Annotated in this window: 23 protein-coding genes (1 of these 23 only partly in view); 8 read left to right on the top strand and 15 right to left on the bottom strand. The window is 66.1% G+C overall.

The genetic code is table 11. The features are described 5' to 3' along the window. Positions 1-272: 272 nt before the first annotated feature. On the top strand, positions 273-617 hold the full coding sequence (locus shn_RS02015) for a RidA family protein (RefSeq protein WP_064328950.1): 345 nt from the start codon (positions 273-275) through the stop codon (positions 615-617). Positions 618-683: 66 nt separating this feature from the next. Here shn_RS02015 and shn_RS02020 read toward each other — a convergent pair whose 3' ends face one another. The 10 genes from shn_RS02020 to shn_RS02065 form a co-directional block, all read right to left on the bottom strand. Further along, positions 684-1,394 carry a ParA family protein gene (locus shn_RS02020; protein WP_064328951.1) on the bottom strand — a complete coding sequence of 237 codons (711 nt, stop codon included), beginning with the start codon at positions 1,392-1,394 and terminating at the stop codon, positions 684-686. A 120-nt stretch (positions 1,395-1,514) separates the two neighbouring features. After that, on the bottom strand, positions 1,515-2,603 hold the full coding sequence (locus shn_RS02025) for a chemotaxis response regulator protein-glutamate methylesterase (RefSeq protein ID WP_064328952.1): 1,089 nt from the start codon (positions 2,601-2,603) through the stop codon (positions 1,515-1,517). Continuing rightward, positions 2,603-3,436, bottom strand: a complete 834-nt coding sequence (locus shn_RS02030) for a protein-glutamate O-methyltransferase CheR (protein WP_064328953.1) — start codon at positions 3,434-3,436, stop codon at positions 2,603-2,605. Before shn_RS02030 ends, shn_RS02025 begins: the two co-directional genes overlap by 1 nt. A gap of 34 nt (positions 3,437-3,470) precedes the next feature. After that, positions 3,471-3,965 (bottom strand): chemotaxis protein CheW, encoded by a 495-nt coding sequence (locus shn_RS02035; RefSeq protein WP_064328954.1) that lies wholly within the window; start codon positions 3,963-3,965, stop codon positions 3,471-3,473. Positions 3,966-3,967: 2 nt separating this feature from the next. After that, a complete protein-coding gene (locus shn_RS02040) occupies positions 3,968-5,773 on the bottom strand; it encodes a methyl-accepting chemotaxis protein (protein WP_064328955.1) in 1,806 nt (601 codons plus the stop codon). Positions 5,774-5,953: 180 nt separating this feature from the next. After that, positions 5,954-7,657 carry a methyl-accepting chemotaxis protein gene (locus shn_RS02045; protein ID WP_064328956.1) on the bottom strand — a complete coding sequence of 568 codons (1,704 nt, stop codon included), beginning with the start codon at positions 7,655-7,657 and terminating at the stop codon, positions 5,954-5,956. Between the two features lie 17 nt (positions 7,658-7,674). Further along, positions 7,675-8,187: a chemotaxis protein CheW gene (locus shn_RS02050; RefSeq protein WP_064328957.1), complete on the bottom strand. Its 513-nt coding sequence runs from the start codon at positions 8,185-8,187 to the stop codon at positions 7,675-7,677. Beyond that, entirely contained in the window at positions 8,184-10,184 is a 2,001-nt protein-coding gene (locus tag shn_RS02055; RefSeq protein ID WP_064328958.1) for a chemotaxis protein CheA, read from the bottom strand. Before shn_RS02055 ends, shn_RS02050 begins: the two co-directional genes overlap by 4 nt. Continuing rightward, a complete protein-coding gene (locus shn_RS02060) occupies positions 10,181-10,549 on the bottom strand; it encodes a response regulator (RefSeq protein ID WP_064328959.1) in 369 nt (122 codons plus the stop codon). Before shn_RS02060 ends, shn_RS02055 begins: the two co-directional genes overlap by 4 nt. Further along, the gene (locus shn_RS02065; protein WP_064328960.1) at positions 10,549-10,875 is read right to left on the bottom strand and encodes an STAS domain-containing protein; all 327 of its coding nucleotides are present in this window, start codon (positions 10,873-10,875) and stop codon (positions 10,549-10,551) included. The genes shn_RS02060 and shn_RS02065 overlap by 1 nt, the downstream gene beginning before the upstream one ends. Before the next feature lie 386 nt (positions 10,876-11,261). On the opposite strand from shn_RS02065, the gene shn_RS02070 reads away from it, so the two are divergent. The 4 genes from shn_RS02070 to modC all read left to right on the top strand — a co-directional run bounded on the left by shn_RS02070 (position 11,262) and on the right by modC (position 16,031). After that, entirely contained in the window at positions 11,262-12,965 is a 1,704-nt protein-coding gene (locus tag shn_RS02070; RefSeq protein WP_084437714.1) for a type VII secretion target, read from the top strand. Positions 12,966-13,209: 244 nt separating this feature from the next. Then, entirely contained in the window at positions 13,210-13,983 is a 774-nt protein-coding gene (gene modA / locus shn_RS02075) for a molybdate ABC transporter substrate-binding protein (RefSeq protein ID WP_064328962.1), read from the top strand. Between the two features lie 276 nt (positions 13,984-14,259). Further along, positions 14,260-14,961, top strand: coding sequence for a molybdate ABC transporter permease subunit (gene modB / locus shn_RS02080; protein WP_064328963.1), 702 nt, complete (start codon positions 14,260-14,262; stop codon positions 14,959-14,961). Further along, positions 14,958-16,031 carry a molybdenum ABC transporter ATP-binding protein gene (modC, locus tag shn_RS02085; protein ID WP_064328964.1) on the top strand — a complete coding sequence of 358 codons (1,074 nt, stop codon included), beginning with the start codon at positions 14,958-14,960 and terminating at the stop codon, positions 16,029-16,031. The genes modB and modC overlap by 4 nt, the downstream gene beginning before the upstream one ends. Positions 16,032-16,034: 3 nt before the next feature. On the opposite strand, the gene shn_RS02090 is transcribed toward modC, so the two are convergent. Next, the gene (locus shn_RS02090) at positions 16,035-16,394 is read right to left on the bottom strand and encodes a winged helix-turn-helix domain-containing protein (protein ID WP_064328965.1); all 360 of its coding nucleotides are present in this window, start codon (positions 16,392-16,394) and stop codon (positions 16,035-16,037) included. A gap of 87 nt (positions 16,395-16,481) precedes the next feature. Then, the gene (locus shn_RS02095; RefSeq protein WP_064328966.1) at positions 16,482-17,819 is read right to left on the bottom strand and encodes an aspartate aminotransferase family protein; all 1,338 of its coding nucleotides are present in this window, start codon (positions 17,817-17,819) and stop codon (positions 16,482-16,484) included. Between the two features lie 145 nt (positions 17,820-17,964). On the opposite strand from shn_RS02095, the gene shn_RS02100 reads away from it, so the two are divergent. Further along, a complete protein-coding gene (locus tag shn_RS02100) occupies positions 17,965-18,513 on the top strand; it encodes a cupin domain-containing protein (protein WP_064328967.1) in 549 nt (182 codons plus the stop codon). A 60-nt stretch (positions 18,514-18,573) separates the two neighbouring features. On the opposite strand, the gene shn_RS02105 is transcribed toward shn_RS02100, so the two are convergent. Further along, entirely contained in the window at positions 18,574-19,374 is an 801-nt protein-coding gene (locus tag shn_RS02105) for a response regulator (protein WP_064328968.1), read from the bottom strand. A 125-nt stretch (positions 19,375-19,499) separates the two neighbouring features. Here shn_RS02105 and shn_RS02110 point away from each other — a divergent pair, with 125 nt between their 5' ends. Beyond that, positions 19,500-19,721 (top strand): NepR family anti-sigma factor, encoded by a 222-nt coding sequence (locus tag shn_RS02110; RefSeq protein WP_245337351.1) that lies wholly within the window; start codon positions 19,500-19,502, stop codon positions 19,719-19,721. A 78-nt stretch (positions 19,722-19,799) separates the two neighbouring features. Here the strand turns inward: shn_RS02110 and shn_RS02115 are convergent, their stop codons facing one another. Further along, positions 19,800-20,060, bottom strand: coding sequence for a YMGG-like glycine zipper-containing protein (locus shn_RS02115; RefSeq protein WP_064328969.1), 261 nt, complete (start codon positions 20,058-20,060; stop codon positions 19,800-19,802). A 27-nt stretch (positions 20,061-20,087) separates the two neighbouring features. Further along, a complete protein-coding gene (locus shn_RS34775) occupies positions 20,088-20,243 on the bottom strand; it encodes a DUF3309 family protein (protein ID WP_023514830.1) in 156 nt (51 codons plus the stop codon). A gap of 164 nt (positions 20,244-20,407) precedes the next feature. Here shn_RS34775 and shn_RS02120 point away from each other — a divergent pair, with 164 nt between their 5' ends. Continuing rightward, a protein-coding gene (locus shn_RS02120) for a hypothetical protein (protein ID WP_064328970.1) crosses the window boundary here: on the top strand, positions 20,408-20,562 show its start. 184 nt of this gene lie beyond the right edge of the window; the window shows 155 of its 339 coding nt (coding positions 1-155); the start codon lies at positions 20,408-20,410; its stop codon lies beyond the right edge, outside the window.

Consider the following 20,562-nt stretch of genomic DNA (forward strand, 5'->3'; position numbering starts at 1 on the left):
TGACGACGGTCCGCGTGATCGTCGTCATGGGCGTTTCCGGCCTCCGGCAAGGCCTCGATCGCCGAGCGTCTTGCCGGAACCCTCGGCGTCGCCTTCGTCGAAGGCGATAGCCTGTCGATGGATTGAATGCGCCCGGCCGACCCGTGGTGCATGCGAATTTCCCGTCCTGCCACTGGCGCCCGTGCGCCGGGCCTCGTATAGACGGCCCACCGCCGGCCTTTGTGCGCCCGCGGCCTCCCGCCCAGAATTCCAAGACCTGACAGGAACGAGACATGGACATCAAACGCTTTGAAACCGGCCCGCGCATGAGCCAGGCCGTCGTGCACAACGGGACCGTCTACCTGGCCGGCCAGGTCGGCAAGGCGGGCTCGGACGTCACCGAACAGACGAAGCAGGCGCTGGCCGAAGTCGACCGCCTGCTGGCGCTCGCCGGCACGGACAAGACCCGCATCCTCTCCGCCCAGATCTGGCTTGCCGACATGGCCGATTTCTCCAAGATGAACGCCATCTGGGATGCCTGGGCGCCGCAGGGCCACACCCCGGCCCGCGCCACCGGCGAATCCAAGCTGGCAACGCCGGACTATCTCGTCGAAGTCATCGTCGTCGCCGCGCTCTGAGTTGCGCTGCGGCTGAAACGGAAAGAGGCCGCGCAAACCGCGGCCTCTGCCATGAAAGCGTGCGCTTCAGGCGACGCTTCGAAGCCTCTCCGCCCCGGTCGGGCGCAGCGCGGCGGGAATCTGCTGGAGCACCTCCAGCGCCAGCGCCCTTGCATTCTCCTGCGCCTTGTCGAGGTTGCTGACACGCCGGGCGTCCATCGTATAGAGCGTGCCGCCGCAGCCGAAGATATCGCGGAAGGCGGAGCGTTCGATGATCGGCGTCTGCAAAAGGTGGACGCGTCGGGCGGCGAGCAGGTCCTTGACCGCATGCATGGCGCGCGTCGTCACCATGGAGTTGACGCGGGTGAGCACGACGGAATGGCGGATGCGGATATCGGCCTTGTCTTCCAGATATTGCAGGAGCTCGATGACATTGGCGCCGCCCTGCGCGTCCATGGCGGAACCCTGCACGGGGATGAGCACGTAGTCGGAATGGCCGACAGCCTTGGCGAGCAGGGAACTGCGCGAACCCGGAAGGTCGATCAGCACGAAATCGGCGCGCGCCTTCTCGTCGGCCAACTGCCGGTCGATCGTGCCCATGGTGACATAGGGCACCACGGAAAGGCGGTTGCCGAGAACGCCTTGGGAATTCTCGTGCCAGCGGGTGATCCAGTGCTGCGGGTCGGCGTCGAGCACCGAGACGCGGAAGCCGAGGCGGGCAAGCTCGGTCGCAAGCAGCAAGACGGCCGTGGTCTTGCCGGCGCCGCCCTTGGTGTTAGCGAAGGTGATGACGGGCATGGGGCTCCCCGGAACGGTTCTTGAGCCGGTCATCGCTCGCAAAGCACCTCGCATGGTGCACCGCCATCCTCGCCAATCATGGTTAACGGCCGGTGAAAACACCCGCAAACCGTGGCGCTTTCATCTCCGCCGGTCGGCGGCCAGGATCTCGCGGGCGATCTGGTCGAGCGGCAGGATCCTGTCAACGCCGCCATGGGCGATCGCCTCCTTCGGCATGCCGAAGACGACGGAGCTCGCCTCGTCCTGCGCCACCGTATAGGCGCCGGCCTGATGCATCTCGTTCATGCCACGGGCGCCGTCGTCGCCCATGCCCGTCAGGATGACGCCCATGGCATTCGCCCCGGCCGAACGGGCGGCGGAGCGGAAGAGCACGTCGACGGACGGCCGGTGGCGCGAGACGAGGGGGCCTTCGCGCACGGCGACATGGTAGCGTGCGCCCTGCCGCTCCAGCATCATGTGGCGGTCGCCGGGCGCGATCAGCACATGGCCGCGCAGGACGGGATCACCATGCACGGCTTCCTTCACCGCCACCTCGCACAGGCTGTCGAGGCGCCTGGCGAAGGCCGCGGTGAACTTTTCCGGCATGTGCTGCACGATGACGATGCCGGGCGAATTGGCCGGCAGTTGTTCCAGCAGCACGCGCAGCGCCTCCGTGCCGCCGGTCGAGGCGCCGATGCAGGCGACCATTTCGGTCGTCTTGGCCATGGCGCGGCCGGAGGGCGGGGGCAGCACGGCATCGGCGGTGAGCTTTGCGCTCGGCCCGCTTGCGGCGGCCGTGCGCCGGTTCTGGCCGAGGCGGGCGACGGCGGCGCCCTTGACGGCCTCGCGGATGCGCGTGCCGGATTCGGCGAGATGGTCGGCCGCGCCGATCTTCGGTTTCAGGATGATGTCGACGGCGCCGGCCTCCAGCGCCTGCATCAGCGTCTCCGAGCCCTCCTCGGTCAGCGAGGAGCACATGACGACGGGGATCGGCTTCTGCGCCATGATCTTGCGCAGGAAGGTGATGCCGTCCATGCGCGGCATCTCCACGTCGAGCGTGATGACGTCGGGGATTTCCTCCTGGATCTTCCGGGCCGCCATGAAGGGATCGGAGGCCGCGCCCATCACCTCGATCTCCGGGTCCTGCTCCAGGACATGGGTCAGTGCCTGGCGCACGCTCGCCGAGTCATCGATGATGAGCACGCGGATCTTCTTGCCGGGAGGGACCATCAGATCTTCTTGAAAACCGTGTTGGCGACCTGGCGCACCGGCAGCGAAATGCCGGTCACCGTTTCGGAATGGCCCAAATAGAGGAAGCCGCCGGGCACGAGGCAGTCGCAGAGCCGCGCCAGCACCTTGGCCTGCGTCGGCTTGTCGAAATAGATCAGCACGTTGCGGCAGAAGATCATGTGCATCGGCTCGCCCACCCTGTAGGCGCTGTCCATGAGGTTCATGCGGGCAAAGCCGATCGTCGAGCGCAGGCGCGGATGGATGCGCACCTCGCCGCGTCCGGCATCGCGCGAGACCATGACGTAGCGGCGCTGCATTTCCGGCGGCACGGGCTGGATCATGTCGCGCGGATAGACGCCGCGCCGTGCGGCGGCAAGCACGTCGGTCGAAAGGTCCGTGGCGAGGATGCGGTAGTCGAGGCCGGGGCTCGCATCGACGAAATCCTGCATCACCATCGCCATCGTATAGGGCTCGGCGCCGATGGAGCAGGCGGCGCTCCACAGCCGCAGCCGCTTGTGGCCGGCCGCGACGAGTTCCGGCAGGCCGGTCCGCTCCATGAACTCGAAATGCTTCGGCTCGCGGAAGAAGTCGGTCTTGTTCGTCGTCACGGCATCGATGAGGAAGATCGCCTCCTTCTCGATGCCGCCATGCTTGAAGAGATAGTCGCAATAGTCGTTGAAGCTGGGAATACCGGTCGCCCGCAGGCGCCGGCGCAGCCGGCCCTCCAGCATCGTCAGCTTCGTGATCGGCATCTTGATGCCGCTGTAGTCATAGATGTAGCGCGACAGGGCCTCGAAGTTCCGGCTGCTCAGCCCGTCCTCCGCCCCTTGCATCCGCAATGCTGCTCCCACGCCGGTCCTCCCGAAACTATGCCGTCGCGGCGAGGCGGCCCGCCGAACCCATCATCGCCATCTCGGCACCGGAGAACAGGCGCGCGAGGTCGACGATGACGACGAAACCGCCGTTGCGGCGCACGACGCCGGCAATGTAGTCGGACGGCCAGCGCACGCCGATGTCGGGCGCCCCCTCGATCTCGTCGGTGCGGAAGGGGATGACCTCGAAGACCCGGTCGGCGACAAGGCCGAGGGTGAGGGTCTTCTCGCCGATCGGCACGTCGAGCACCAAAGCGCGCGTGTGCGGCGTCTTCTCGGTCTTCGTCATGCCGAGGCGAAGCCGCAGGTCGATGACCGGCACACCCTGGCCGCGCACGTCCCTGAGACCGAGCAGGTATTCCGGCCCATGCGGGATCTTGAAGGCATCCTCGTGGTCGAGGATTTCCCGGACGACCGAGACGGGCACCGCAAAGACCTCGTTGTCGAGACTGAAGGTGACGAACTGGGATTCGGAGGACGGAGCGGCCATGATCAAGCGCTTTCCCTGAAATCTGCGTCGTCGGCATCCGGGCCGCCCATCGACATGTCGAGGGCAAAGCCGCGGGCGCGGGCCTGCTGGCCGTTGACGCTGTTGTCGGACTTGCGAAGCGGCGCGGCGGCCGCCTTGGCGACCGGGCGCGAGACCGGTGCCGCGCGACGGTGCTGGGCGGCCGGGGCGCCGGAAGCGCGATCGACGCGGAAGAAGGCGATCGAGGTCTGCAGTTCCTCGGCCTGGGCGGCAAGCTCTTCCGAGGTGCCGGACATTTCCTCCGAGGCGCCGGCATTCTGCTGGGTCACCTTGTCGAGCTGCTGGATCGCCTCGTTGATCTGCGAGGCGCCGATATCCTGCTCGCGGCAGGCGGCGGAGATTTCCGATACCAGTTCCGCGGTCTTGCGGATATCGGGCACCAGCCGGTTCAGCATCTCGCCGGCCTCGGTGGCGACGGAGACCGTCTGGCCGGACAGCGTGCTGATCTCGGCAGCGGCCGCCTGGCTGCGTTCGGCAAGCTTGCGCACTTCCGAGGCGACGACGGCAAAGCCCTTGCCGTGCTCGCCGGCACGGGCCGCCTCGACGGCCGCGTTGAGGGCGAGAAGGTCGGTCTGGCGGGCGATTTCCTGCACGATGGAGATCTTCTCCGCGATGGTGCGCATCGCGCCGACCGCACGGCCCACGGCCTCGCCCGACGCCTCGGCGTCCTTGGCGGACTGGCGGGCGATCTTCTCGGTCTGGGCGGCGTTGTCTGCGTTCTGCTTGATGTTGGCGGCCATCTCCTCCATCGAGGCGGAAGCCTCTTCGGCGGAGGAGGCCTGTTCCGTCGCGCCCTGCGACAGCTGTTCCGAGCTTGCCGAAAGCTCCTGGCTGCCGGAGGAGACGTTGTCGGCGGCCGAAAGCGCGTCGGCGACGACGCCGCGCAGGCGCTCCACCATGCTTTCGAGCGACAGGCCGAGCGTGTCCTTGTCGGACAGCGGTTTCGGCGTCACCGTCAGGTCGCCATTGGCGATCTGGTCGGCGATGACGGCCGTTTTGCGCAGGTTGCCGGTCATCACGTTGATCGTGTCGACCAGGTCCTTGATCTCGTCGTTCGTCTTGATCTCGACCGTTTGGTCGAGATCGCCGATCGCGACGGCTTCGGCGGCAGTCTTGATCTTCTTCAGCCCGCTGTTGATGCCGAACGCGAGCCAGACGGCGGCGCCGATGGCGAGCAGCAGCGCGGCGCCGGCAATCGTCACGATCAGGTTGCGCGTATGGGCATATTGCGCGTCGGCGTCCTCTTCCGCCTTCACCAGCAGCGCCTTGTTGTTTTCGATGCGGGCGTCGATCGTCTCTTCGATCTCGTCCATCAGGCGACGGCTCTCGGTCGTCGCAAGGCGGAGCGCCTCGGCCGAATTGCCCGCGCCGGCGAGCGCGCGGACCTGGTCGTCGATGCGGATGAGCTGCTTTTCCCTTTCGCCGATGGTCTGCCATTGCTGGAGGGCGGCCGGATCGGTCGACAGCCCGACCAGCGTGTCGAGGGTTTCCTCGAAGCCCTTGCGATAGCGGTCGCCGGCCTCGGCGGCGGCGGCGATGTCGCGGGGGTTGGTGGCGGTCGCGAGGTTCATCTGCGCCCGCGCCAGGCGGAGCTGGTAACTGGCAAGGTTCTGTGCGGCCTCGAGGCGTGCGGCGGGACCGGCGATCAGGTCTGAGATTGCTTGGTTCAGCGAGGACAGGCTCAGAATGGCGTAAACGGACGTGCCGGCCATCATCAGGATGATGACACCGAAGGCGGCCGCCAGCTTCAGTTTGATGGTTGCGCGCATCTTGGGGCTCCTTTGGTAGCAGATGCCGTTTGGGCGGGGCGCCGGAAGCCGGGGCCCGTCATGCGAGAAGACCGATACACTCACCCTTTCGCGGGCCGCAGGCGACCCTTTCGCCGGCGCCTACACGCGCCGGGCCGATTGGGCGGCGCATCCGTTGCCGGATGCACCGCGATCCTTCGTTCAGGCGCTTTCGCGGAAGTCCGCGTCGTCGGCATCCGGACCGCCCATCGACATGTCGAGGGCAAAGCCGTTGCCGTTGCGAGTCGCCTTGGTTGCCGTCGGGGCCGGGCGGTAGGCCGGGGAAGCGGCCGGACGCTTGGCGGCGACGGGAGCGGCCATCTTCGCCGCGGTCGCGCGCAGCTTCTCGGCATGGTTCGGTTCCTTGCGGGCCGAATTCTCGACGCGGAAGAAGGCGATGGAGGCCTGGAGCTCTTCCGCCTGGGCGGCCAACTCTTCCGAGGTCGCCGACATTTCCTCCGAGGCGCCGGCATTCTGCTGGGTCACCTTGTCGAGCTGCTGGATCGCCTCGTTGATCTGCGAGGCGCCGATATCCTGCTCGCGGCAGGCGGCCGAGATTTCCGAAACCAGTTCGGCGGTCTTGCGGATATCAGGCACCAGCCGGTTCAGCATCTCGCCGGCTTCCGTCGCGACGGAGACCGTCTCGCCGGACAGTGCGCTGATTTCGGCCGCAGCCGCCTGGCTGCGCTCGGCAAGTTTGCGCACTTCCGAGGCGACGACCGCAAAGCCCTTGCCGTGCTCGCCGGCACGCGCAGCCTCGACGGCGGCGTTGAGGGCGAGAAGGTCGGTCTGGCGGGCGATTTCCTGCACGATGGAGATCTTCTCCGCAATGGTGCGCATCGCGGTGACGGCGCGGCCGACGGCCTGGCCGGAGGCTTCCGCATCCTTGGAAGACTGGCGGGCGATCTTTTCCGTCTGGGCGGCGTTGTCGGCGTTCTGCTTGATGTTGGAGGCCATCTCCTCCATCGAGGCGGAGGCCTCCTCGGCGGAGGACGCCTGTTCCGTCGCGCCCTGCGAGAGGGTTTCGGAGCTGGCAGACAGTTCCTGGCTGCCGGAGGAGACGTTGTCGGAGGCCGAAAGGGCGTCCGCGACGACGCCGCGCAGGCGCTCGATCATCGTGTTGACGTGGCCGAGCAGGTCGCCGATCTCGTCCCTGGTGGTGATGTCGGCAAAGCGGGTGAGGTCGCCGTCCGCCACGTTCTGTACGACGCCGACGGCCCGGGAGATGCCGCGGTTGATCGACAGGACGATCCAGACGGCGGCGAGGCCGGCGATCAGGAAGGCAATGGAAGCGGCGGCGATCATGATGGTGCGCGTGTCGGCATATTGCGCTTCGGCATTGTCGTCCGCTTCCTGAAGGCGGGTCTGTTCGAGCGTGACCACCTCATCGAGCAGGGCGTCGATCTCGTTCGTCACCGTGCGGGCATCCGCCGTGGAAACGCGCAACGCCCCGGCGCTGTCGCCGGCGAGCATCAGGCTGCGGACCCGGTCGTCCTCGCGGCGGAATTCGGTGGAGAGGCCCTGGAGCTTGGACCAGAGGACCTTGCCCTGTTCCGTGGCTTTCGCCAGCACCTGCTCGAAGGCCGCGTCGAAATCCGCGCGGGCCTTGTCGCTCAGCACGATATATTTGTTGGTCTCGGCATTGCTGGTCGCCGAGAGCATGTTTTTCTGCTGGCGGATCTGCTGGAGCTGCAGGACGTTGAGTTCCTGGGCAAGGCGCAGCCGCGTGGCCGGCCCGGTGAGCACGTCGCCGAGCGTCGCATTGAGGCCGCCCAGGCTCACGATGCCATAGCCGGCGGTGCCCGCCAGCATGGCCATGATGAAGCCGAAGGCCAGGAACAGTTTCAGTTTGATGGTAAAGCGCATGGGTTTCTCCTGATCGCCTAATTCGGCGCTTGCGCCGCGCGCTCTTTCCGGGAGGAAAAGATCGCGGTGAGGTTCGGGACGATGATGAATTCGCCGCCCCGCTTGACGAGGCAGTTGATGTAGTCGGCGCGCCAGCGCATGCCGACGCTCGGCGGCGGTTCGCTGGCGACCTTGGGAAGCGTGGTGACTTCGTTGACCTTGTCGGTGCGGATGCCGATCAGCGTCGCCTCCTCGTCGAGGTCGAGCTCGATGACGACGATGCGGCTGTCGATGGTCGTTTCCGTCGCGTCCATGCCGAAGGCGAGGCGGATATCGGCAAGCGGGATCACCTTGCCGCGGAAATTGATGACGCTGGAAACGAAGGGCTTGCTGCCGGGAACATGGGTTTCCGGCAGAAGATCGAGGATCTCCTGCACGACGATCGCCTCTATCGCGAAGGTCTCGCCGTTGAGGTTGAAGGTAAGCACCGAGAGGTCTTCCTCCGCGCCCCAGATCGCGTCGTAGTCGCGTTTTCGTGCCGCTTCGCTCATCCTGCCGCCCGCAATTGCGCCTCCTGCTGCTGTCCTGCCGCGACCAGATGGGTGACGTCGAGGATCAGCGCCACGCTGCCATCGCCGAGGATGGTCGCGCCGGAGAACGTGTCGACGTCATGGTGCAGCTTGGACATGGATTTGATGACCGTCTGGTGGTCGCCGATGATCTGGTCGACGACGAGGCCGACGCGCTCCGACCCGGTCGAGATGACGACGACCTTCTGGTGCGGATCGGGCTCGGTGCGCGTCTGGAAGAGTTCGCGCAGGCGCAGGAACGGCACCAGGCTGTCGCGCAGCGAGATAAAGCTGCGCCCCCGCGAGCGCAGGTCGTCTTCGAGCGAGAGTTCCAGGCACTCCTCCACCGCCGAGAGCGGGATGACGTAGCAGCCCTGGCCGACGCGCACGAGCAGGCCCTCGATGATGGCGAGGGTCAGCGGGATGCGCAGCGACACTTCCGAGCCTTCGCCCGGCTTGCTGGCGATGTCGATCGTGCCGCGCAGCGCCTCCACCGTCTTCTTGACGACGTCCATGCCGACGCCGCGGCCGGACAGGTTCGTCACCGCCTGGGCGGTCGAGAAACCCGGCTGGAAGATGAGCTGGAGCAGGTCCTGGTCGGTCAGCGTCGCGCCCGGCTGGATGATGCCCGACGATTCCGCCTTGGCGCGCACCCGTTCGCGGTTGATGCCGCGCCCGTCGTCCTTGATGGTGATGATCACCTCGCCGCCCGTCTGGTGCGCCGAGAGGATGACCTGGCCCTTTGCCTCCTTGCCGGCGGCGATGCGCTCCTCCGGCTTTTCGAGGCCATGGTCGATGGAATTGCGCACGAGATGCACCAGCGGATCGGCGAGCCGGTCGATGACCGTCTTGTCGACCTCCGTGCTCTCGCCCTCGGTGATGAGCTCGATCTCCTTGCCGGTCTCGCGCGACAGGTCGTGCACGAGGCGGCGGAAACGGCTGAAGAGGCTGGCGACCGGCATCATGCGCAGCACCATCATCGTGTCGCGCAGCTCGCCCGAAAGACGTTCGATTTCTTCGGAGACGGAGCGCAGGCCGAGATCGGCCGCCGTGCCGGCGAGCTGGGTGAGGCGCGACTGGGCGATGACGAGCTCGCCGACGCGGTCCATCATCTCGTCGAGCCGTTCGGCCGGCACGCGCACGTTCTCCGCGGATTTCGCCTGTTTGGAATCATTGGCGGCCTGCACCGCCGGGGCGTCCCGCTCGGCAACGACCACGGCCCTGGCGATCGGTGTCTCGGCGGGCTTCGCTTCGGCGGCGGGCTGTTCGACGGCGACCTCGGTGATTTCGAGCTCCATGTCGTCCATGACGAAGATGAAGACGTCCTCGATATCGGCACGCGGCCGCTCGGTCTTCAGCGTCACGTCCCAACTGATATGGATGTCGCGCGGCTCCAGCGCGGAAAGCTCCGGCACCTTTGCCGTATCGGCGACGATCCGGCATTCGCCGAGGTCGCGCATCTCGTCGAGCAGGCCGAGCGGATTGGTGCCGTTCGCCATGGCATTGACCGGCAGGCTGAAGCGGATGCGCCATTCGCTGAGACCGCCAGCCGCCTCGGCAACGGGCGCAGCCGTAGCCGCAACGGCCGCCGGGGCAGGGGAGCCCGCGCCGTTGACCGCCCGGTGCAGGCCGTCGAGCAGCGCGGCGCTCATCGCGTCGTGGTCGCCGTTCGGCGTTTCGAGCAGCGCGCGCATATGGTCCTGCGCCGAAAGAACCGCCGAGACCAGCTCGTGCGTGGCGGGCACGTCGCCCTTGCGCACACGGTCGAAGGCGGTCTCGCAATGGTGGGTGAAGGCGGCGAGCGCGTCGAAGCCGAACATCGCGCCCGACCCCTTCAATGTGTGCAGGCCCCGGAAGACCGCGTCGATCTGGTCGCGGTCATCGAGGCTGCGGGTGAGGTCGAGGAGGCCGGACTCGATCTGTTTCAGCAGTTCGGCCGCTTCTGTCCGGAAGACGGAGATCGGGTCCGGGTTCGTCATCTTCCGAGGACCTTCCTGGCGATCTTGACGAGGCTTTCCGGATCGAACGGCTTGGTCAGCCAGCCGGTCGCTCCGGCGGCTTTGGCCTGCGCCTTCAGTTCGCCGTCGGATTCGGTGGTGAGGAAGATGACCGGCACGCCCGTATGGGCGGGCAGCTTGCGCAGCTCGCGGATCATCGTCAGGCCGTCCATGTTCGGCATGTTGAGGTCGGTGACGACGAGGTCGTATTCGCCGCCCTTCAGCTTGTTGAGGCCGTCAAGGCCGTCGACCGCCTCGGTCACGCTGTAGCCGGCATTGCTGAGGGTGACGCGCGTCGTCAGCCGGATGCTGGCGGAATCGTCGACGGTCAAGATCTTCGCGGTCATCAGTTCTTCTCCTGGTGCAGCCAGAAATGCGCGGCGTCGGGTGTCATCCCCTCGAGAAAGCCGCCGCGTTTCAGCACGTCGTAAAGGTCGCCGGAGGCAGGCCGGGCAAGTAGAACGCGCCCGTCCCTGGCCTCGGCCTGTTTGCGGGCCGCCATGACAAGCTGGACAAAGCTGAGGTCAACCTGCGCCGCCTCGTCGATATCCAGTACAGCAGCGGGATTCTTGTTCAGGAAATCCAAGATCAACTCTTGAATGGACACTATAGTCTTGATGGTGAGCGTCGTGGGTAAGGTTAACGGCGCGTCACCGGGCAGGGTTGACGACATGGAGGCCTCGATAGTCGTTTCGAGAGAGAGTATTTCCCGCGCCAGAATCCCCAGTCACGCTTAATGAAGAGTAAAGCGCGGTTGCTAATTTCATCCATTGGTAGTTCGATCGTTGTCGATACACCGCCTCACCCTACGGCAGGAAATTGCATCAAGTGTTTGTATATAAAGAGTAATATTTAAAATTAGATATGAGTGATATTATTTATAAATCCCTAATTCTAGGGATGCCTGCATCCACGGGTGGTGGCGCCGGAATCGCCCTGGTTTTGCGGAATTTCATTACATGAGGAAAGGCGAATTTACTGCGCGTTACATTGTTGGCCCTAGGGTTCGCTCACGGGTTCTTGCAGATGGGGTATGGCGTGTCAGGAATAGCGAGCGCAATGCGCGTGGAGCGGCAGACGGCGGAAACTGAGCTTGTTTCCCGTCTCGAAGGGGCCCGTTCCCGCATCGAGCAGCGGTTCCTCGATGGCGGCGTCGTGCTGCTTTCGGTTCTGGACGTGCTCAACCGGCTGGTCGTCTCGCTGGAGAACCTTTCCGGCTCGCTCGGCAACGAGGCGGCGGAGGCGACAATCGGCCGGCTCATCGCCACCGTCGACCAGTTGACCGCGCTGCCCGGCATCGAGGAACAGCGCCAGCAGCGCCTCGCCAATGTCGCCGTCACGGAAAAGTCGCTCGGCACCCACATCGCCGACATGCAGGAGACGCTGCGCTACCTGCGCACCTTCGCCACGACCGCCAAGATCACCGGCGCCGCCATTCCCGATTTCGCCGGCTTTGCGGAAGAAATCCTCGAGCGCATCCAGTTCGGCACCGGCGAGGTCAATGCGCTCGGCGCGAAGATCGGCACGCTCGGTGCCGTCATCGAGACCGCCTCGGCCGGGGGCGGGGAGGCGCTGGAGCGCTTCCGCCGTTCCGTTCCCGATATTGCCGGCAACCTCTCGCGCAATGCCGCGGACCTGACGGCACAGCGCCGCCACCTCTCGCAGCTTGCCGCCAAGGTGGGTGCGGCGGCGCGCGGGGTGCAGGGCAAGGTCGCCACCACGCTGTCGGCCATGCAGATCGGCGACATCACCCGCCAGCGCATCGAGCATTGCCAGTCCGCCTTCACCTTCCTGGACGAATATCTTGCAGCGGGAGCGCTCGACGCGGAAGCCGCCGGCCGCCTCACGGGCCTGATCCGCCACCTCGTGCACGAACAGCTCGTCGAGATCGCCAGCGATTTCGCGCGCGAATGCAGGACTGTGGTCGGCACGATCCGCAGTTTCGGGGCCGATATCGACGGCCTGATGGCGCTCTACGGCGACATGGATGCCGCCGACGGCCGCTCCGCCGATCGCGCCATGCGAACCCTGGAAGCCGACATCGCCGCCGCCCGCGCCGTCGTGCGCGATATCGAGCAGGCGGCCGACAAGGCCAACGTCCTGGGTGCAAGCACGGTCGAGACCGTGCAGGGCCTCCTGAAGGGCGTGAAGACGATCCAGCTCGTGCGCACCGACATCCATTACATGGCGCTCAACACCAACCTGCGCTGCAGCAAGCTCGGCGAAGAGGGGCGGGCGATCAATGTGGTGACGGCGGAGCTGCGCCTGTTTTCCAGCCAGCTCGACGAGACGGCGGAGCGTATCCTCGTCGCCTTGCAGTCGCTCGAAGGGGATGCCGGCAAGCTGCGCGAGGCGGGCACGGCCGCCGGCGGCTCGCTCGACGCGCATCTGGACGAGGCGCTGGAGCATATCCGCCGGGCGGGCGACCGCATGGAAGAGGACATGACGGCCCTGCGCGCCTGCGGCGCGGACGTTTCCGCGAAGGCGGGCCGGACGGTCGCCGACCTCGATTTCAACGCCGAGCTCGGCGACGTGCTGGCCGATTGCTCCGCCCGCGCGGGCGAACTCATCGGCCACGACCTGCCGGACACGTCAGGCCTCGAAGAGGCGATGGCCGATCTCGGCAGCCGGATCGCGCGCACCTATACGATGGTCTCCGAGCGCGAGGTGCATGCCCGCGTCTTCGGCACCGCCCTGGACGTGCCTGCAGTGCCCGCCGCTGCGCAGAGCGATGAAGACCTCTTCGACGACGCGCTGTTCTAGGATCGTGATCCTGCGCATGCGGTTCCGCGCAAGGCTCGGCGCCGTCATTTTCCGCCTCATCTGGGCTCAATGCCACCTGGTTCGGAGCCCCTCGCTCGGCCCGCTTGGCTGCTTTCGCCATTCCACCGAATGGCCGTGGTCTGTTTCCCTGTATTTTTGAAAATATAGCGCTGGCAAAGCCGCAAGTGCCGATATATTCAAGGAGATATCACGCTGCCTTCAGGCAGGAAAAGGGAGAACAGGAATGAACCGTCGTCTGCTTCTGAAACTCGTCGTCGCCGCCTTCGCCTCGCTGCCGCTTGTCCTGCCGGCGGCCGCCGCCGAGAAGGTCACCGTCTTTGCCGCCGCAAGCCTGAAGAACGCGCTGGATGCGGCGAATGCCGCCTGGTCGAAGGAAACCGGCAACGAGACGACGGTCTCCTATGCCGCAAGCTCGGCGCTCGCCAAGCAGATCGAGGCGGCCGCCCCCGCCGATCTCTTCATCTCGGCCGACCTTGCCTGGATGGACTATGTCGCCGAGAAGAAGCTGATCAAGGACGACACCCGCTCCAACCTTCTCGGCAACCGCATCGTTCTGGTCGCGTCGAAGGACAAGGCCTCGGACGTCGAGATCAAGGACGGTTTCGACCTCGCCGGCCTCGTCGGTGACGGCAAGCTCGCCATGGGTGCGGTCGACAGCGTGCCGGCCGGCAAGTACGGCAAGGCGGCGCTCGAAAAGCTCGGCGTCTGGTCCTCGGTCGAAGGCAAGGTCGCCGGCGCCGAGAGCGTGCGCGCCGCGCTCGCCCTCGTCTCGCGCGGCGAGGCGCCCTACGGCATCGTCTACCAGACGGATGCCGCGGCCGATCCGGAGGTCGCCATCGTCGGCACCTTCCCGGAAGACAGCCACCCGCCGATCATCTACCCCGTTGCCATCCTCACGGAATCGCAGAGCGCCGCGGCTGCCGCCTATCTCGACTTCCTGAAGTCCGACAAGGCTGCGCCCTTCTTCACCGAGCAGGGCTTCACCATCCTGAAGTAAAACGAGCCTCGCGACAGGTCCCGGCGCTAGACCGGGACATCGCGGAATTTGCTTGCCCCTCATCCCGCTGCCGCGACCTTCTCCCCGCACGCGGGGAGAAGGAGTTTGTGGCAATGTCGCACCAGGACGAGCCTCGGGATTGATTCCTGGGAAAACGGTGCGGCATCCCCCTCTCCCCGCTTGCGGGGAGAGGGTGCCGGCAGCGGGATGAGGGGCTTGCCGGCAAACGAGGCTTGGGGCGAACCTCTCGCGCCATGTGTTTTACGAGGAATCGACGTGGACTGGCTTGCCTTGAGCAACGAGGAATGGACGGCGATCCGGCTCAGCCTTCGGGTCTCGGCGGTCGCGGTCCTCGTCAGCCTGCCGCTCGGCATCCTCGTCGCGCTGGCGCTGGCGCGCGGCCGCTTCTGGGGCAAGTCGCTGCTGAACGGCCTCGTGCACCTGCCGCTGATCCTGCCGCCCGTCGTCACCGGCTTCCTGCTGCTCATCCTGTTCGGCCGGCGCGGTCCCATCGGCTCCGTGCTGGACGAATGGTTCGGCATCGTGCTCTCCTTCCGCTGGACCGGCGCGGCGCTCGCCTGCGGCGTGATGGGCTTTCCGCTGATGGTGCGTTCGATCCGGCTTTCCATCGAGGCCGTCGACCGCAAGCTGGAGGAGGCGGCCGGCACACTCGGCGCTAGCCCCCCCTGGGTCTTCCTCACCGTCACCCTGCCGCTCATATTGCCCGGCGTGCTCGCCGGCATGATCCTCGCCTTCGCCAAGGCGATGGGCGAGTTCGGCGCCACAATCACCTTCGTCTCCAACATTCCCGGCGAGACGCAGACGCTGTCGGCCGCCATCTACACCTTCACCCAGGTGCCCGGCGGCGATACCGGCGCCATGCGCCTCACCCTCGTCGCCATCGCCATCTCCATGGTCGCGCTCATCGCCTCCGAGGCGCTCGCCCAGCGCCTCGGCCGCAAGGTGCACCTCGAATGAGCCTTGTCGTCGAAGCCCGCCACCGGCTCGGCGATTTTTCGCTGGAGGCCGCCTTCACCTCCGACGGGGGCGTCACCGCCCTGTTCGGCCGCTCCGGCTCGGGAAAGACCTCGCTGGTCCGCATCATCGCCGGCCTGACGCGCCCGGCGGAAGGCCGCGTCCTGCTTGGCGACGAGGTGCTGGTCGATACCGCCCGCCGCATCTTCGTACCCGCCCACCGCCGGCGTTTCGGCTATGTCTTCCAGGAGGCACGCCTCTTCCCGCACCTCACCGTGCGGCAGAACCTCAATTACGGCCGCTGGTTCTCGCCGAAGGGCGCGCGCATGGAAAATCCGGACCGCGTGGTCGACCTGCTCGGCATTGCCGGCTTGCTCGATCGCCAGCCGGCCAATCTTTCCGGCGGCGAAAAGCAACGTGTCGCCATCGGCCGCGCGCTGCTCGCCTCGCCGCGCCTGCTGCTGATGGACGAGCCGCTCGCCGCGCTCGACGAGGAGCGCAAGGCGGAGATCCTGCCCTATCTGGAGCGCCTGCGCGACGAGGTCGGCATTCCCATCGTCTATGTCAGCCATTCGGTGGCCGAGGTCGCGCGCCTTGCCGACCGGGTCGTGCTGATGGCGGACGGCCGCATCGAGGCGATCGGCGCGGCATCGGACGTGCTGAGCGGCCCGCGCCTTTCCTCTGCCGCCGAACGCCGCGAAGCCGGCAGCGTCCTTGCCGGTCGTGTCGAGGCGCGCGATGCCGCGCACGGCCTCGCCACCATCCGCTTGGATGGCGGCGCGACGATCCTCGTGCCGGGCGCCGCGGTCTCGCCGGGCGAAACGGTGCGGCTGCGCATTCCCGCCCGCGACGTGATGATCGCGACGGTGCGCCCGGAAGGCCTCAGCGCGCTCAACATCCTGGAAGGCGCCATCGAGGCGATCGAGCCGGACGGCGAGGGCATGGCGAGCCTGCGCATCGCCTGCGGCGGCGATGTCGTGCGCGCCCGCATCACCGCATTCTCCGTCGAGCGCTTCGGCCTTGCGCCGGGCCTGCCGGTGCACGCCGTCATCAAGACGGTGGCGCTGGAATAGGTGTCAGTCGGCAAGGTTTTCGACGATCCAGCCGATGTCCTCGGCCAGCGCCGCGCGCGCCTTCTCCTCCATGGTGTGGTAATGCGCGATCAGCGCTTCGCCGAAGGGGGTCACGACGGCGCCGCCGCCCTGTTTTCCGCCGCGCTGCGATTCCACCACGGGCGTGCGGAACAGCCGGTTCATCTCGTCGACCAGCAGCCAGGCCCGGCGATAGGACATGTCCATCGCCCGTCCGCCGGCCGAGATCGAACCGGTCTCCCGGATATGCGCGAGAAGCTGGATCTTGCCGCGCCCGATCCGCCCGTCCGGCTCGAACTGGAGGCGGAAGATGAGTTTCGGTTCGGTCTTGGCGGATGCTGACATGAAACTGGGCCCGTATGGATACGGGCCCAGATATAACAGCGTTTTCCGCGATGTGCAGTGCCAAGCCGCTTCTGGCCAAGCCCGAATTCAGGCGGCGCGCTTCAGGGCGTCGCCGAGGATCGAGACGATGTCCTCGAAATGCTTCTTCTCGGCGATCAGCGGCGGCGAGAAGGCGATGATGTCGCCGGTGACGCGGATCAGGAGGCCTTTCTCGAAGCAATCGACGAAGACATCATAGGCCCGCGCGCCCGGTGCGCCGTCGCGCGGGGCAAGCTCGATGCCGGCGATGAGGCCGATCGTGCGGATGTCGATGATGTGCGGCAGGCCCTTCAGCGAATGCATCGCGGCATGCCAATTGTCCTGCAGCGCCGCGCCGCGGGTGAAGAGGTCCTCATCGCGGTAGATGTCGAGCGTCGCGATGCCGGCGGCGCAGGCCACCGGATGGCCGGAATAGGTGTAGCCGTGGAAGAGCTCGATGGCGTTTTCCGGCCCGTGCATCAGCGCGTCGTGCACCTTGCGGCTGGCGAAGACCGCACCCATCGGGATGGCGCCGTTGGTGAGGCCCTTGGCGGTGGTCACGATGTCGGGCGTCACCCCGAAATAGTCGGTGGCGAAGGCGGCGCCGAGGCGCCCGAAGCCGGTGATGACTTCGTCGAAGATCAGGAGGATGCCGTGCCTGTCGCAGGTCGCGCGCAGCTTTTCGAGATAGCCCTTCGGCGGGATCAGCACGCCGGTGGAGCCGGCGACCGGCTCGACGATGCAGGCCGCGATGGTTTCCGCGCCGTGCAGTGCCACCAGCCGCTCCAGGTCGTCGGCAAGCTCGGCGCCATGCTCCGGCTGGCCCTTCACATAGGCGTTCCTCGCAAGGTCATGGGTGTGCCGAAGGTGATCGGAACCGGGAAGCTGCGGAAAGACGCGGCGGTTGTTGAGAATGCCGCCGACCGAAATGCCGCCGAAGCCGACGCCGTGATAGCCGCGCTCGCGGCCGATGAGGCGCGTGCGCGTGCCCTGGCCGATGGCGCGCTGGTAGGCGATGGCGATCTTCAGCGCGGTATCGACCGATTCCGAGCCGGAGCCGGTGTAGAAGACGCGGTCGAGCTTGGCGCCGTCGGGGCCGGGGGCGATCTCGGCCAGCCGCTCGGCAAAATCGAAGGCGACCGCATGGCCCATCTGGAAGGAGGGCGCGAAATCCATCTCGGTGAGCTGGCGCTCGACCGCCGCGGCGATCTGCCGGCGGCCGTGGCCGGCATTGACGCACCACAGGCCCGCGGTGCCGTCGAGCACCTGGCGGCCGTCGGCGCTGGTGTAATACATGCCTTCGGCGGCGGCGAGCAGGCGCGGCGCGGCCTTGAACTGGCGGTTGGCGGTAAAGGGCATCCAGTAGCTGTCGAGCACCGGTGCATTGGGCTTGTTGTGAACGTTCATGGCAGATCTCCTCTGGCTGGCGGGATTGACGCCATGATTTGCGATGCCGAACAAGTCCTTTTCTTCTTGACGTCAACTAATTGAAAATAAAGGATACGAAGAAGCCGATTTTCGATATTTCGAACATCTAGAACAGGAAATGGCCATGTCGGTCGATATCGGGGGCAGGCTGCGCCATCTGCGCATGGCCCACAATCTCTCCCAGCGGGAACTTGCCAAGCGCGCCGGCGTCACCAATTCGACGATCTCGCTGATCGAATCGAACGCCTCCAACCCGTCGGTCGGCGCGCTGAAGCGCATCCTCGACGGCATCCCGATCGGCCTTGCGGAATTCTTCGCCTTCGAGCCGGAGCGCCCGAAAAAGGCCTTCTACCGGGCGGACGAGCTTGTGGAGATCGGCAAGGGCCCGATTTCCTTCCGCCAGATCGGCGAGAACACCTTCGGCCGCAGCCTGCAGATCCTGAAGGAGTGCTACCAGCCGGGCGCCGACACCGGCAAGGTGCTGCTGGTGCACGACGGCGAGGAGGGCGGCATCGTGCTCTCCGGCCGGCTGGAGGTGACGGTGGACGACGAACGGCGCATCCTCGGCCCGGGGGATGCCTATTATTTCGAAAGTCGCCGTCCGCACCGCTTCCGCTGCGTCGGCCCGGTGCCCTGCGAGGTCATCAGCGCCTGCACCCCGCCGACCTTCTGACAGATGGAGGCAACGGCGCCTGATCGTGCGCGCCGTTGCGTTTTCGGTCCGGCCCGGTGCTCAGGCCGATTTCGCCAGCCGCGCCTGCTCGTCGAAGAACAGTGCCTGGCTGATCAGCGCCTTCACCATGTCCGGATTGAACGGCTTGGTGACGAGGAAGGCCGGCTCGGGCTTCTCGCCGGTCAGCAGCCGCTCCGGGAAGGCGGTGATGAAGATGACCGGGATCGTGCTGTTCTTCAGGATGTCGTTGACGGCGTCGATGCCGGAACTGCCGTCGGCCAGCTGGATGTCGGCCAGCACCATGCGCGGCGACGTGCGGTGGTAGAGTTCGACCGCCTCCGCATGGGTGCGCGCGATGCCCGTCACATTGTGGCCGAGGCCCTTCACCATGTCCTCGATGTCCATGGCGATCAGCGGCTCGTCCTCGATGATCATGATGTCGGTCGCCACCTGCCGCGAGATGTCGCGCGAGGCTTCGTCGAGCAGGGCGGCGAAGCGTTCCTCCGGCACGTCGAGAATATCGGCGCCTTCGGCAAGGTCGAAACCCTCGACGGCGACCAGCAGGAAGGCCTTGCGCTCGGCCGGCGGCAGGTTGGCAAGGTTGGCGGCCGCCTGGCGCTCCCAACCGAAGGGGGAGGTGTTGTCCGGCAGCGTCACGTCGAGATTTTCGAAGAGCGTGCAATAGAGCCGGTAGAGCGCGATCCGGTCGCTCCTGCCCTCCGGGTAGAGCGTGATATCGGCAACGAGCGCTTCAAGCATGGCCGCGACATAGGCGTCGCCCGAGGTCTGGGAGCCCGTCACGGCACGGGAAAACCGCCTCAGATAGGCGAGATGCGGTGCGATACGGGTGGAAAGTGACATTTAGTTCTCCCTGAATATGTTCCGCATCGGAACCGTTTCCGCTAGAGTTCACCATGCGGAAACCTATTGGTAGCATTCTAAGTCTGACTTGCTATTGGGAATCTTGGGCAAAAGGAAGATAGCGAGTGGCATCGGATGGAAACAAGACCATGATCGAGCCCGGTAAAGACAAGAAGCGCGCGGGGCGGGATGCACCCGTCAAGGCTGCGTTCGACCCCAACGGGCCGATCGGCCGCAAGCTCAAGTCCTTCTACGACGTCATCGAGACGGAGCCCGTGCCCGACCGTCTTCTCGATCTTCTGGAAAAGCTCGACGAGGCCGAGCGCAGGGCCAAGAGCGGTTCCTGAAAACATTCTTCCTTCCAGTCCCAGACATCAAGAAACGGGCCCGAGGGCCCGTTTCCCGTTTGTTGGTCTTCGATCGCTTCAGCGGCAGCGTGCTTCGTAGCGGCGGCCATACCGGTCGCGGTAGATGCAATAGCCGCTGCGGTCGGAGCGGGCGATGAGATAGCCCGCAGCACCGCCGATGGCCGCACCCGCGAGCGCGCCGCCGGCACGTCCCGTGACGACGCCGCCGATGACGGCGCCCGTGCCCGCCCCGATCGCCGTGCCGCGTTCAGTCTGAGTGCAGGCGGTGAGTGTCACCGTGGAGGCGACGACGGCAAGCGCGATGATGATGTTCTTCATGGTTCCGGCTCCTGGCTTGGTTGGGGATCAGATACGTCCCATGAGGACGAGGATGAGAAGGATGAGCACGATCAGCCCGAGGCCGCCGGAGGGCCCGTAGCCCCAGCTTCGGCTGTATCCCCAGTTCGGCAGGGCGCCGATCAGAAGCAGGATGAGAATGACGAGGAGAATGGTGCTGAGCATCGGGTGCTTCCTTTCGCGTCCGGTTCGCTTTCGAGCGATGGGCCGACAACGGGCCGCAATGGATTTTGTTCCCGAAAATGTGACAGTGCCGTCACCACGCTGTACCGGAACTTTCGTCGCGTCCCTCCGTTTCCCGGTCAATCCGATGGGTGATGGAGAGTGAAATGGAACACATAGCCGCAATCATGCTTCTAGTCGGCTGCAGCCATGGCGGCCTCACCTGCGAAGAACTGCAAGCGCCCCAGGTGGCGTTCGAGTCTATGGAAGACTGTGTCGGCGCCCTGCCGGCCGCGCTAGGCGGGGCAGGGGCGGAAAAGCG

Source organism: Shinella sp. HZN7 (assembly GCF_001652565.1).
In the GTDB taxonomy this organism is placed as follows: Bacteria; Pseudomonadota; Alphaproteobacteria; order Rhizobiales; family Rhizobiaceae; genus Shinella; species Shinella granuli.

What these genes read in the sequence shown, in the direction of transcription:
- shn_RS02015 (WP_064328950.1), top strand. Translation starts at nt 273, where the DNA reads ATGGACATCAAACGCTTTGAAACCGGCCCGCGCATGAGCCAGGCCGTC.
- shn_RS02020 (WP_064328951.1), bottom strand. Translation starts at nt 1,394, where the DNA reads ATGCCCGTCATCACCTTCGCTAACACCAAGGGCGGCGCCGGCAAGACC.
- shn_RS02025 (WP_064328952.1), bottom strand. Translation starts at nt 2,603, where the DNA reads ATGGTCCCTCCCGGCAAGAAGATCCGCGTGCTCATCATCGATGACTCG.
- shn_RS02030 (WP_064328953.1), bottom strand. Translation starts at nt 3,436, where the DNA reads ATGCAAGGGGCGGAGGACGGGCTGAGCAGCCGGAACTTCGAGGCCCTG.
- shn_RS02035 (WP_064328954.1), bottom strand. Translation starts at nt 3,965, where the DNA reads ATGGCCGCTCCGTCCTCCGAATCCCAGTTCGTCACCTTCAGTCTCGAC.
- shn_RS02040 (WP_064328955.1), bottom strand. Translation starts at nt 5,773, where the DNA reads ATGCGCGCAACCATCAAACTGAAGCTGGCGGCCGCCTTCGGTGTCATC.
- shn_RS02045 (WP_064328956.1), bottom strand. Translation starts at nt 7,657, where the DNA reads ATGCGCTTTACCATCAAACTGAAACTGTTCCTGGCCTTCGGCTTCATC.
- shn_RS02050 (WP_064328957.1), bottom strand. Translation starts at nt 8,187, where the DNA reads ATGAGCGAAGCGGCACGAAAACGCGACTACGACGCGATCTGGGGCGCG.
- shn_RS02055 (WP_064328958.1), bottom strand. Translation starts at nt 10,184, where the DNA reads ATGACGAACCCGGACCCGATCTCCGTCTTCCGGACAGAAGCGGCCGAA.
- shn_RS02060 (WP_064328959.1), bottom strand. Translation starts at nt 10,549, where the DNA reads ATGACCGCGAAGATCTTGACCGTCGACGATTCCGCCAGCATCCGGCTG.
- shn_RS02065 (WP_064328960.1), bottom strand. Translation starts at nt 10,875, where the DNA reads ATGTCGTCAACCCTGCCCGGTGACGCGCCGTTAACCTTACCCACGACG.
- shn_RS02070 (WP_084437714.1), top strand. Translation starts at nt 11,262, where the DNA reads ATGCGCGTGGAGCGGCAGACGGCGGAAACTGAGCTTGTTTCCCGTCTC.
- modA (WP_064328962.1), top strand. Translation starts at nt 13,210, where the DNA reads ATGAACCGTCGTCTGCTTCTGAAACTCGTCGTCGCCGCCTTCGCCTCG.
- modC (WP_064328964.1), top strand. Translation starts at nt 14,958, where the DNA reads ATGAGCCTTGTCGTCGAAGCCCGCCACCGGCTCGGCGATTTTTCGCTG.
- shn_RS02090 (WP_064328965.1), bottom strand. Translation starts at nt 16,394, where the DNA reads ATGTCAGCATCCGCCAAGACCGAACCGAAACTCATCTTCCGCCTCCAG.
- shn_RS02095 (WP_064328966.1), bottom strand. Translation starts at nt 17,819, where the DNA reads ATGAACGTTCACAACAAGCCCAATGCACCGGTGCTCGACAGCTACTGG.
- shn_RS02100 (WP_064328967.1), top strand. Translation starts at nt 17,965, where the DNA reads ATGTCGGTCGATATCGGGGGCAGGCTGCGCCATCTGCGCATGGCCCAC.
- shn_RS02105 (WP_064328968.1), bottom strand. Translation starts at nt 19,374, where the DNA reads ATGTCACTTTCCACCCGTATCGCACCGCATCTCGCCTATCTGAGGCGG.
- shn_RS02115 (WP_064328969.1), bottom strand. Translation starts at nt 20,060, where the DNA reads ATGAAGAACATCATCATCGCGCTTGCCGTCGTCGCCTCCACGGTGACA.
- shn_RS34775 (WP_023514830.1), bottom strand. Translation starts at nt 20,243, where the DNA reads ATGCTCAGCACCATTCTCCTCGTCATTCTCATCCTGCTTCTGATCGGC.